Raw genomic sequence first — 11880 nt, 5'->3', positions numbered from 1 at the left:
TTTTGAAGGTGCGGTGAATATGGCACGCGATATGTATAATGCCATTTACTCCCCTCTGATGAAACTCGCTAACCTTGATATCCGTGGTCAGCAAAATCTGCCAAGCACTAATGGTAATGGCAACGGTAAAGCAACCAAAGAGGTATCTGAGCAAGTCGTTTCTTTAGTTCAACAGCAAGTTAAGGAAGCCACTTCACAGGTTAAACAGCCAGCTAAGGAAGTTGCACCACAGGTTCAACCACAAGCTAAGGCAGCCGCACCACAGGTTCAACCACAAGCTAAGGAAGTTGCACCACAGGTTCAAGTCCAAGCTAAGGAAGTTGCACCACAGGTTAAACCACAAGCTAAGGAAGTTGCACCACAAGCTAAGGCAGCCGCACCACAGGTTCAACCACAAGCTAAGGAAGTTGCACCACAGGTTCAAGTCCAAGCTAAGGAAATCGCGTCATACATTCAAGAGCGAGCTGCGGAAGTCACAAAATTAATTCAAGAACGTTGTTTGTGGCAGTTTCACTCTCGTGCATGGGATCGGGAAGAAAACATCAATGGTGTTCTCAATAAGACCGCCCAAATCTTGACTGGAGAAAAGGTAGTTCTAGAAACCTTGATCGAGAGAGGTTTTTATGCAGATGCGAAGATCCTTGCAGCTGACCTGGAAATTAGGTTTGCATGGTTAAATAGCATGGAGAACTCGCAAAAGAAAGCAGTACTGGAAGCTGTTAAGGGAATGCTGATCGATATTGTAATAACCAAGTCGAAGAATGGTGAATTACATTATTCGCTTTATTAAAGCAATTAGATCGGTAATTCAACCAAACTAGGACTTACGTAAAGGTAAGGAAAAGAAACCACAGAGGACGCAGAGGCTACGGGGGAATGAGAGTTTGAGAGGGTTTTTGCGTAAGTCCTACCAACGAACGGCGTTGTTGAATTGGAGCATGAATTAGAGTCTTGTCATCCTGTTAGTGTTTGTGCAGAAATTTTCTTACAGAGTAGAGACTTACAGAGTAGAGAGCGATGTCATCGAAGGGCTACACCAAAAGCATTCCTAAGAAGCTTGGTATCTGACTACAGAAGCATCTCATCTAGCTTTCAAGATTTTCACGAAATTCAATTCTACTTTTCTTCTGTAATCGATGCTATGAGCAGCTTGCTTCTTAGTTGGATGCAGCGTTAGCTTGCCGCAGACATCGCTCCATTTTCTTAAGCTCGAAAAGACACTTCATCTCTTCGTTCAGCAACGCCAAACAAAATCACGCAATTTTTTACCACATAGGAGTCAAGAGAATGTCTTTAGTCGTAAAACAGAAAGAACGCAAGGGAATCATCAATCCTATATTTACCTGTCAGCCTGCTGGGGCTGAATACGCTTCCATCGGAATCAAAGATTGTATTCCCCTGGTGCATGGAGGACAGGGATGTAGTATGTTCGTTCGTCTCCTGTTTGCCCAGCATTTGAAGGAAAATTTCGACATTGCTTCTTCTTCACTCCATGAAAATAGCGCTGTTCTTGGAGGTATACCACGGATTGAGGAAGGTGTAAAGACCTTAATCGCACGATATCCCGATTTACGGATTATCCCAATTATTACAACTTGTTCAACTGAAACAATTGGGGACGATATCGAAGGAACCATTAACAAGCTCAACGTCCATTTAAAGCAGGCTTATCCCGATCGCAAGGTTATCCTGGTTCCTGTACATACTCCCAGTTACAAAGGCTCTCAAGTCACTGGCTATAATGTCGGCGTAAATGCAATCATTTCTACCCTAGCAAAAAAAGGTGAACCAACTGGCAAGTTGAACATCATCACTGGGTGGCTGAACCCTGGAGATGTTACCGAAGTTAAACGCATCTTAAAAGAGATGGACGTTCCAGGAAACATTTTACTGGATACAGAAACCTTCGATGCGCCCACAATGCCTGATAAGACAAGTTTTGCCTTTGGGAATACTACCATCGAAGACATCGCTGATTCTGCTAATGCGTTGGGAACTATTGCCTTATGTAAATATGAAGGCGGTAGTGCAGCCGAATTCTTACAAGAGAAGTTTAAGGTTCCTGCAATTATTGGCCCAACACCAATTGGTATCAAAAATACCGACATCTGGCTACAAAATATCAGCAAACTTACTGGCAAACCAATACCAGAATCTTTAGTCAGAGAACGGGGTAAAGCTATTGATGCGATCGCCGATCTCGCACACATGTTCTTCGCCAACAAGAAGGTAGCTATTTACGGAGATCCCGATTTAGTAATTGGTCTAGCAGAGTTCTGCTTAGAAGTTGAGTTAGAGCCAGTGCTGATGTTGTTGGGAGACGACAACAAAGCCTGCACCAAAGACCCAAGAATTGCCGAGTTAGAGAAGCAAGCAGCTTGTGATATTGAAGTTATCTGGAATGCAGACCTCTGGGAATTGGAGCGCCGCATTACAGATAAATCCCTAGAAATCGACTTGATTTTAGGTCATTCCAAGGGTCGTTATATTTCTATCGATAACAAGATTCCGATGGTTCGGGTAGGCTTTCCTAGCTTTGACCGCGCAGGTTTGTGGAAATATCCGGTGATTGGCTATAAAGGGGCAGAATGGCTAGCAGACAACATTGCCAACGCCATGTTTGCAGATATGGAGAACAAGCACGATCGCGAGTGGATCTTAAACGTCTGGTAGATTGAATTTTCAACGCAGAGGAACACAGAGTAAAACGCAGAGGAGCGCAGAGTTTGAACCTCTATTCAAAACTTTGCGTTCCTCTGCGCCAACCTCAGCGATCCTTTGCGTTTAAAAAAGATGAAATATTTGGAGGACTATCATGATAGATCAGAATGTCGTATTTTACGGAAATTTGAGCGAACTGTATCGCTTGGCAAAAGAGGGTAAGATTAAGACCACTTTACAAGGTAGTCATACCCGCCCTTGTAAATTTTGGACTGCAACGAAGATTTTAAGTGGGATTAAAAATGCGATCGTCATTTCTCACGGGCCGAGTGGCTGTGCTTATGGTGTAAAGCGGGCATACAAGCTGACCAATAGCCGCAATAGTGGTTCCCCTTATGAACCCGTGGTGACTACGAACATGAGTGAGAAAGCGGTAATTTTTGGAGGGGAAAAAGAATTAAAAGGCGCGATTCGAGAAGTAGATGAAAAATACCATCCCGATGCGATCGTTGTTGCTACTAGTTGTGCGTCTGGTATTATTGGCGATTGTGTTGATGACGTAGTGAATAAGGCACGTGGCGAAATCGATGCTGAGATCATGACGATACATTGTGAAGGATTCGCCGGGGAGTATCGTAGTGGATTTGATATCGTATTTCGGCAAATCGTAGACTTTATGGAGCCGCCAACTCCAGAACGGAAAGCACAACTAGCTGATTCTGTCAATATTGTGGGCGCAAAGATGGGCCCTGAAAGGACGGAAGTCGAAACTGATGTCAAAGAACTGGTGCGATTAATAGAAGCAATGGGGGCAAGAGTTCACAGCGTCATCGCAGGTGATTGTACATTAGAAGAACTCAAGCAAGCGCCGAGTGCGGCAGTTAATTGTACCTTATGTTTGGATCTTGGCTATACCATCGGCAAAGCCATGTCAGACAAGTTCGGTACGCCGTTAAATTCTACTATCCTCCCATACGGAATTAGTGCTACAGAAAAATGGCTCGAAGGGGCGGCAAAATATTTAGGCATGGAAGAACAAGCGGCTGCTTTGATGGAAAGAGAATATGCCGCAATTAAAACTGAATTTGAGGAAGCTAAGAGTTATATAGATGGGAAATTAGCGATTATCGAAGGACATGATGCTATCAAGTGCTTGTCCATCGCCCACATGTTGGAACGTGATTTTGGGATGCGTGCGGTAATCTATAATTTCCATCCCTGGAGTACAGAAGCACGAGAAACCAGTGTAGATTATTTGTTGGAAACAGGGTTAGACCCGGAAATCCTGATTACGAAAGGGACACTGGCCTTTGGCAAGTACGAGTCCATGAAACAAACAGAAGATGAATTACTGGATTTCATTGGTGGTCTTGATGCAGAATCGGTAGTTTATTTTGGTTCTTCCTTGAGTTTTCCCCATATTCCCGTCGTCGATTTAAATGCTATCTTAAATCGTCCCAGATTTGGCTATCGCGGAGCCTTAAAGGTCGCAAGGTGTATTAAAACAGCACTTCAATATGGCTTTAGACCTCGGAGTGCTTTGACCAAGCAAATGGTGTTCCCAAAAAATTCTGGGTTAGCATCTGCTCAATCATTGACCGGAAAACTAGCTCAAGACCTGCCAGATTGTACCGTATATGCAGCAGGAAAGAAGCGGGGAAAATGCTTTAACGAGTAATGAATGAAATTTTGTCTAACGAAGAAAATTGTAGGTTGGGTGGTAGCTTGCTTCCCCGTAGAGGTACGAAGTGAAACCCAACAAACTCTCGGAAATGTTGGGTTAAGAAACAAAACCCAACTACACGCTGATTCGGTGGCGTCTGATACGGGCAAGGCTTAAGCCAAAAATGTCAAAGCGGAATCCGTTACAAGCTGCGTGAAACACGGAAATGTTGAGGCAGAAGTCGCTACAGGCTATGTGAAACGGGTTGACCATATTCAAACCTTAGAGAAACAGGAGGGAAAAATGTCTGCTGGACTAACTTTTGATAATTGTGACCATAGTAAAGATCCAGTTGTTGGGTGCGCCCTTGAAGGTATTGCAACTACGGTTGCTGGCATTAAAGATGTCAGTATTGTGATTCAGTCTCCACAGGGTTGCGCGTCCACTGTTGCAGCTGGGTATGATGCTCATGAGGTTGATTTCACCAAGCGAAAAGTAGGTTGTACCCGCCTTTTTGAGTCAGACATTGTGATGGGAGCGTCTGAGAAACTCAAAAATATGATTAAAGAAGCGGATCAATCTTTTGATTCTAAGGTGATGTTTGTCGTTGGTACTTGCGCGGCAGACATTATTGGTGAAGATATTGCGGGATTGTGCAACCAGCTTCAGCCAGATATCAAAGCTAAACTCGTTCCTTTAATGGCTGGTGGGTTTCGGGGCAATGCTTACGATGGCTTGGAGATGGGTTTGGAGGCTTTACTTCCTTTTATCAAAAAAAGGCAGACTAAGAGAAGGGGCAGGAAGCCAAGGATTGTAAATATCATTGCGCCACAGGCAAATCTTAATCCTACTTGGTGGGCTGATTTGGAATGGGTAAAGCAGACGTTAAAATCTTTGAGGATCAGAGTGCAAACTGTGTTCTCTCATAATACCTCATTTGAAGAACTGGAGCAAGCTGGTGAAGCAACGGCCAATATTGTTCTCAGTCATGATGTTGGGTATAAGTTTGCTCGGAAAATGCAAGAGACTCATGACATCCCATTGATCCTTGATGATATACCTTTACCGGTAGGTGTAAATAACACTACTCGATGGTTGAAGGCATTGGCGGCACATTTCAAGATCGAAGAAAAAGTCGAACCGCTAATTAAACAAGGCGAAGAAATGGTCGTAGATACACTTCGCAAACGAGCATTGATGATTATTCCCCGATATCGTAACTGTAGAATTGCCGTATCTGCCGATGGGACGCTTGGCATTGGATTAGTCAGAATGCTTTTTGAAGAATTGGAGATGATTCCTGAAGTCTTATTATTTCGCTCGGCGATGCCTGATTCTCGTTTAATTCTGGAGCGAGAACTAGATAGTCTTGGTCTTGCTCCCCGCGTAGCATTTTCGGCAGATGGCTATCAAGTTAAACAGACCTTACAAGAGTTGGATGTTGATGCTGTGATTGGCTCGGCATGGGAAAAATACATGGCAGAGGAATTAGGAATCAAAATTGCTTTTGATGTATTTAGCCCCACTAACAGAGAAACTTATGTTGACAAGCCATATTTTGGCTATGAAGGCATGATCAATATGATGGAGGTGATTGCTAACGATTGGGATAGAGCTTTTCGTTCCAAAGAGATTCATTGGACATAGAAAAGTATTGTGTCAAGAATGTTTTGATATTTTGATGCAGAGTTATCATGTAGGGTGTGTTAGCGAAGCGTAACCCACTAAAAGATTGAAGTAGTGTGTTAGGCATAAGCCGTAACGTACCCTACTTATATTTCAAAAATCAAGGCGTAATCACCCTGAACATTAATTAAAAGTGCCATTGGTTTAGTACAATCGCACCTCATCGGCTATTTCGGTCAAAGATTGCAATTAGGACTAACTCTAGAATATGGGCGCAAACTCTTACATTTACCCCCATCTTATTTTGAAGGACGACGTAGTGGGGAAGTAGTCAGCCGCATTGCAGATGTTCACGCTTACAAACTAAAAAAAGCCAACTGCAAACTGATATTGAGAAAGCTAAGTTGCAGCTAGTGCAAATCGAGGCTCAAATTCACACTTTTAACAGTCAAATTACCGCCAAAACTGCTAAATTTAACCGGATTATGACTGCTAGCGAGGCGACATTAAGCGATCGCCAGCGCCAATATCAGGATAAAAAATTACCGCTGTGGCTGAATTCCAAGAAGCTAAAGCTAATCTCCATTCTACTAGGGCAGCACAGAAAATATATAATTGAGTGTATCAATAATGACTAAATCGGCGGGTGGCTATCCCGAACACCTCTCTTGTTGGGATGGGATTCCCGTCGATTTTTGTTGATTGGCTTTTCACCAAGAGAAAAAGATCCCCGACTTCCTGAAGAAGTCGGGGATCTTTTTGTTCATAACTATTTTTTAAATGCTGTATCAGCACTTAGTCATTATCATCTTTACGCTTATCGTAAGGCTCACCTGTAAAAGGTTGTACCCCTATAACAGGATAAGCATCATCCGTAGGCCTAAAAATCCGCATCGCAGCTTCAGAAATATACTGGGTTATGTTAGCAATGATTTTGGAAATAGCCATAATATTTGACTCCTCTTTTCGAGTCACTTTAATGGTGATGCCTATACTGTAATGCTAATATTCAAAGCTGGCGCTAATTCTCAATATATTGAGAACTTATGCAATGTTTATTTAGATAACTTCGCAATACTTTAGCTTCTCAAAAAGCCAAACTTTTTTCTTCGATTCTAATTGTAACATAGTTATTTCTTCAACTCTAGTTGGGGAAAGAGGCTGGCAAACAAACTTTCTCTGACAGAATCTTGTTTTTTTCATTGGCTGCCTGTTCCGATTAACATTATTACTAGCTATTACTATTAAAAAATATTAAGTATTTGATAAAGTTAGTATTAATTTGACTATTAATCCACCTTTTGACAGCGATCTCAGAAATATACTTGCTGGTAGTTGACATTATTTATGGTAAATATTACCATAAATAAAAGAAGCATCTTGTAAGGAAGCTCTTGCATGACAACTTTGCCAGATTTGAATTATGTACATAAACAGCAAAGCCAGCAGAACCAGGAATTAAACCTTTCTGCGGATGACTACAGCTTGCTGACCGACCTTTACCAGTTAACAATGGCAGCTTGTTACACAGGCGAAGGTATAGAACAACGACGGGCAAGTTTTGAATTGTCTGTCAGGCGATTGCCAGAGGGTTTTGGTTATTTAATTGCAATGGGGCTAACGCAAGCATTGGAATATTTAGCCAAAATCCGCTTTAGTTCGGCGCAAATTGCAGCGTTACAGGCAACGGGAATTTTCGCTCACGCAGGCGATCGCTTTTGGTCACTTTTAGCTGAGGGAAAGTTTACGGGTGACGTTTGGGCAGTACCAGAAGGGACGGCTGTGTTTGCCAATCAACCACTGTTACGAGTAGAAGCACCCCTGTGGCAAGCGCAACTAGTGGAAACTTACCTTTTAAATACGATTAATTACCAAACTTTGATTGCCACAAAAGCAGCCCGGTTGCGGGATATTGCGGGGGAATCAGCAACACTTTTAGAATTTGGCACAAGACGAGCATTTAGTCCCCAAGGGTCTTTGTGGGCGGCGCGGGCGGCTTTGGCAGGTGGTTTAGATGCCACCTCCAATGTGTTAGCAGCGCTACAACTGGGACAACAACCAAGTGGTACTATGGCACACGCCCTGGTGATGGCGTTGTCAGCAATAGAAGGCACTGAAGAACAAGCCTTTAGTGCATTTCATCGATATTTTCCGGGTGCGCCGTTGCTGATTGATACTTACGATACCATTGCTGCTGCCCAGCGCTTGTCTGAAAAAGTAAATTCCGGCGAAATGCAATTAACAGGAGTGCGATTGGACTCAGGAGATTTAGTTACCTTATCAAAACAGGTGCGATCGCTCCTTCCCGGTGTGCCAATTTTTGCTAGTGGCGACTTGGATGAGTGGGAAATTGCCAGATTAAAAGCTGCTGGGGCGCAAATTGATGGTTACGGACTGGGAACACGACTAGTTACAGGTTCGCCTGTAAACGGAGTCTATAAACTTGTAGACATTGATGGTATCCCAGTGATGAAGCAGTCTAGTGGTAAAGTTACTTATCCAGGATGCAAGCAGATTTTTCGCTCGTTTACGGGAGGTAAGGTAAAAGCAGACAGGTTGGGACTTTTAGGTGAAAGTTCTGTGGAAGAAGAACCTTTGTTGCAGCTGGTAGTGCAACAAGGTGAACGGGTGCAGCCGTTGGAATCGTTAGCAACAATTCGTCAGCGTACCGCCGCCTCAGTTGCTAGTTTGCCACAAGAGACACGGCGTTTGAATGATCCTGTCTCGGTGCAAGTGGAGATTTCTGCTGTACTGCAAGAGTTAACGGAGAAGACTAAGAAACGAACCGCAAAGGACGCAAAGTAAGATGATGAAAATTGCTTTGTTTGGTACTAGTGCCGATCCACCAACTGCTGGACATCAAAAAATTCTGAGTTGGTTATCTGAGGGTTATGATTGGGTAGCAGTTTGGGCAGCGGATAATCCATTTAAGTCCCATCAAACACCCTTGGAACATCGGGCGGCAATGTTACGATTGTTGATTGCGGATATAGACGCACCAAGGCACAATATTGCTTTGGAACAAGAATTGAGCAGCTTTAGAACACTGGAAACAGTAGAAAAAGCGAAGCTTATTTGGGGTGAGGATGCTGAATTAACAATGATCATTGGTTCAGATTTACTGAGTCAGCTACCACGTTGGTATCGCATTGAAGATTTGTTACAGGAAGTGCGACTACTGATTGTACCGCGACCCGGATATGCAATAGATGAATCTAGTTCAGAGGTAGTGCAAAAGCTGGGAGGGAAGATTGCGATCGCCAGTCTGATCGGTCTAGATGTTTCCTCAACAGCGTACCGCGAACATGGAGATTCTCAAGCCCTCATAGCCCCTGTAGTTGCCTATATTAATCGAGAGCATTTGTACGAATGCCAGGACGTTCACAAAAAAAGATACCAATTCCGTTAAACCAACAACCTTTGGCCGATTTCAAGGTTGGTGTTGATAATGTAATTTTTTCTGTAGATACTGTACAAAATCGGCTGTTAGTTCTCCTAGTAATGCGACAGCAAGAACCATTTTTAAATCATTGGAGTCTTCCCGGTACTTTGGTACGTCCTGGAGAGTCTTTAGAAGATGCTGCCTATCGCATTATGGCAGAAAAAATTAAGGTCAATAATCTCTACTTAGAACAACTTTATACATTTGGCGGGCCGAATCGCGATCCACGGGAAGCAACTGATAGTTATGGTGTACGTTATCTATCAGTTAGTTACTTTGCCCTAGTGCGATTTGAAGAAGCTGAATTAATTGCCGATCGCATGACTGGTATAGCTTGGTATCCAGTAAAACAAGTGCCGCAACTAGCTTTTGACCATAATGAAATTTTGGCTTATGGACATAGGCGGTTGCGAAATAAATTAGAGTATAGTCCGGTGGCTTTTGAAGTCTTGCCAGAAATGTTCACCTTGAATGATTTATATCAGTTATACGCCACAGTTTTAGGTGACAATTTTTCCGATTATTCCAATTTTCGGGCGCGTCTACTCAAGTTAGGTTTTTTATGCGATACCGGAATTAAGGTATCGCGGGGTGCTGGTCGTCCAGCTAGCTTGTATAAGTTTGACGCGGAAGCATTTGCTCCCTTAAAAGATAAACCTTTGGTGTTTATTTAATCAATTGTTACCCAGAGTTAACTGGTTCCCAGCCCGGAGGCTGGGAACGAGGCAAACTTTCTCAAACTCCTAACTCTTAACTAAAATGAAGATTGCGATCGCTCAAATTAATCCTACTATCGGTGATTTGCTTTTAAATGCCCAAAAAATCCTGGAAGCGGCACAACGAGCAGCATCTAGCGGTGCGCGTTTGTTGTTGACACCGGAACTTTCTTTGTGTGGCTATCCACCAAGGGATTTATTATTAAATCCAAGTTTTGTGGAAGCGATGGGCATTACTTTACAAAACTTGGCTCAGGATTTACCACCAAATTTAGCTGTGTTGGTAGGAACTGTTGAACCGAATCTCAAAGCGCATATTAGTGGCGGTAAAACTTTATTTAACAGCATAGCTTTGTTAGAGAATGGTAAGGTAGAGCAACTTTTTCACAAGCGACTTTTGCCTACTTACGATGTATTTGATGAACGTCGCTATTTTGAAGAAGGCTTACAAGCTAATTATTTCACTCTCGATGATATCCATATTGGCGTAACTATTTGTGAAGATTTATGGAACGATGAGGAATTTTGGGGTAAACGGAGTTATGCCGCAAATCCGATTGCTGACTTAGCAATTTTAGGTGTAGATTTGATTGTAAATTTGTCTGCTTCACCCTACACGGCTGGTAAGCAACAGTTTCGTGAAACAATGCTCAGACATAGTGCAGTACGTTTTCAACAACCATTTATTTATGCTAATCAGGTCGGGGGAAATGACGATCTAATTTTTGATGGGCGTAGTTTTGCCTTAAATCGTCAAGGTGAAATTATGTGTCGCGCCCGTGGTTTTGAAACCGATTTATTAGTAGTGGAATTTGACGAGGCGCAACGTGATTTGCAGTTGGGTTCTGTAGAACCGATATATGAATCGGAAGATGAAGAAATTTGGCAAGCTTTAGTTTTGGGAGTGCGAGATTACGCTCGTAAGTGTCGGTTTTCTAAAGTAGTGTTGGGTTTAAGTGGCGGGATTGACTCTGCAATAGTAGCTGCGATCGCTACGGCTGCACTTGGTAAAGAAAATGTCCTTGGTGTTCTCATGCCTTCTCCTTATAGTTCCGAGCATTCCATTAGTGATGCTGTAGCATTAGCTGAAAATTTGGGGATTAAGACTAATCTTTTACCAATTGGCGAGTTAATGCAAGGCTTCGATCAAACATTAGGTGAATTGTTTGCGGGTACGGAGTTTGGACTGGCTGAAGAGAATATCCAATCGCGGATTCGCGGTAATTTATTAATGGCGATCGCTAATAAATTTGGCTATCTGCTTTTATCTACTGGGAACAAGTCAGAAATGGCTGTGGGTTACTGTACCCTCTACGGCGATATGAATGGCGGGTTAGCGGTGATTGCAGATGTTCCGAAAACCCGTGTGTATTCACTTTGTCAATGGTTAAATCGCAATAATGAAATCATCCCGCAAAACGTCTTAACTAAACCACCCAGCGCCGAACTCAAACCGGGTCAAGTAGATCAAGATTCTCTACCGCCCTACGAAATTTTGGACGACATTTTGCAACGCCTGATTCACAACCATCAATCAGCAGTGCAAATTGTCGCAGCTGGTCACGATGCGGTGATTGTAGATAGAGTAATCCAAATGGTAGCGCGGGCTGAATTTAAACGGCGACAAGCACCCCCCGGCTTAAAAATCACCGATCGCGCCTTTGGAACAGGTTGGCGAATGCCAATTGCTAGTAACTGGGTTGGTATCAAAAACGCTTACCAGGCTAAAACCATAGCTACACCTACCTCAATACTGCTTGGTTAAAGAATTT

At 43.0% G+C, this 11880-nt stretch carries 10 protein-coding genes and 1 pseudogene; 10 read left to right on the top strand and 1 reads right to left on the bottom strand.

Features of this window, described 5'->3' with window-relative positions; genetic code table 11:
- The 6 genes and pseudogenes from vnfG to V7L07_RS10180 form a co-directional block, all read left to right on the top strand.
- A partial coding sequence (vnfG, locus tag V7L07_RS10205; protein ID WP_335057403.1) for a V-containing nitrogenase subunit delta occupies nucleotides 1-790 on the top strand: 790 nt, incomplete at its 5' end.
- 497 nt (nucleotides 791-1287) lie between these two features.
- On the top strand, nucleotides 1288-2673 hold the full coding sequence (gene vnfK / locus V7L07_RS10200; protein ID WP_335057401.1) for a V-containing nitrogenase subunit beta: 1386 nt from the start codon (nucleotides 1288-1290) through the stop codon (nucleotides 2671-2673).
- Between the two features lie 142 nt (nucleotides 2674-2815).
- On the top strand, nucleotides 2816-4339 hold the full coding sequence (locus tag V7L07_RS10195; protein ID WP_335057400.1) for a nitrogenase component 1: 1524 nt from the start codon (nucleotides 2816-2818) through the stop codon (nucleotides 4337-4339).
- Nucleotides 4340-4537: 198 nt separating this feature from the next.
- On the top strand, nucleotides 4538-5971 hold the full coding sequence (locus tag V7L07_RS10190) for a nitrogenase component 1 (protein ID WP_335057399.1): 1434 nt from the start codon (nucleotides 4538-4540) through the stop codon (nucleotides 5969-5971).
- Nucleotides 5972-6133: 162 nt separating this feature from the next.
- Nucleotides 6134-6307: pseudogene (locus tag V7L07_RS10185) on the top strand (ABC transporter transmembrane domain-containing protein); the annotation flags it as partial.
- A 56-nt stretch (nucleotides 6308-6363) separates the two neighbouring features.
- Nucleotides 6364-6588, top strand: coding sequence for a hypothetical protein (locus V7L07_RS10180; protein WP_335057398.1), 225 nt, complete (start codon nucleotides 6364-6366; stop codon nucleotides 6586-6588).
- A 157-nt stretch (nucleotides 6589-6745) separates the two neighbouring features.
- Here V7L07_RS10180 and V7L07_RS10175 read toward each other — a convergent pair whose 3' ends face one another.
- Nucleotides 6746-6898: a nicotinate phosphoribosyltransferase gene (locus tag V7L07_RS10175; protein WP_335057396.1), complete on the bottom strand. Its 153-nt coding sequence runs from the start codon at nucleotides 6896-6898 to the stop codon at nucleotides 6746-6748.
- Between the two features lie 450 nt (nucleotides 6899-7348).
- Here V7L07_RS10175 and V7L07_RS10170 point away from each other — a divergent pair, with 450 nt between their 5' ends.
- The 4 genes from V7L07_RS10170 to V7L07_RS10155 all read left to right on the top strand — a co-directional run bounded on the left by V7L07_RS10170 (nucleotide 7349) and on the right by V7L07_RS10155 (nucleotide 11873).
- Nucleotides 7349-8755 carry a nicotinate phosphoribosyltransferase gene (locus V7L07_RS10170; protein WP_335057394.1) on the top strand — a complete coding sequence of 469 codons (1407 nt, stop codon included), beginning with the start codon at nucleotides 7349-7351 and terminating at the stop codon, nucleotides 8753-8755.
- 4 nt (nucleotides 8756-8759) lie between these two features.
- Nucleotides 8760-9359, top strand: coding sequence for a nicotinate-nucleotide adenylyltransferase (locus V7L07_RS10165; RefSeq protein WP_335057411.1), 600 nt, complete (start codon nucleotides 8760-8762; stop codon nucleotides 9357-9359).
- Nucleotides 9320-10066: an NUDIX hydrolase gene (locus tag V7L07_RS10160; protein ID WP_334985104.1), complete on the top strand. Its 747-nt coding sequence runs from the start codon at nucleotides 9320-9322 to the stop codon at nucleotides 10064-10066. The genes V7L07_RS10165 and V7L07_RS10160 overlap by 40 nt, the downstream gene beginning before the upstream one ends.
- An 85-nt stretch (nucleotides 10067-10151) precedes the next feature.
- Nucleotides 10152-11873 carry an NAD+ synthase gene (locus V7L07_RS10155; protein ID WP_335057392.1) on the top strand — a complete coding sequence of 574 codons (1722 nt, stop codon included), beginning with the start codon at nucleotides 10152-10154 and terminating at the stop codon, nucleotides 11871-11873.
- Nucleotides 11874-11880: the final 7 nt, after the last annotated feature.

Origin of the sequence: Nostoc sp., from assembly GCF_036916985.1 — a bacterium.
GTDB lineage: Bacteria > Cyanobacteriota > Cyanobacteriia > Cyanobacteriales > Nostocaceae > Nostoc.
The sequence above is the reverse complement of the archived record's forward strand: the minus strand, read 5'-3'. Positions and strand labels throughout refer to the sequence as shown.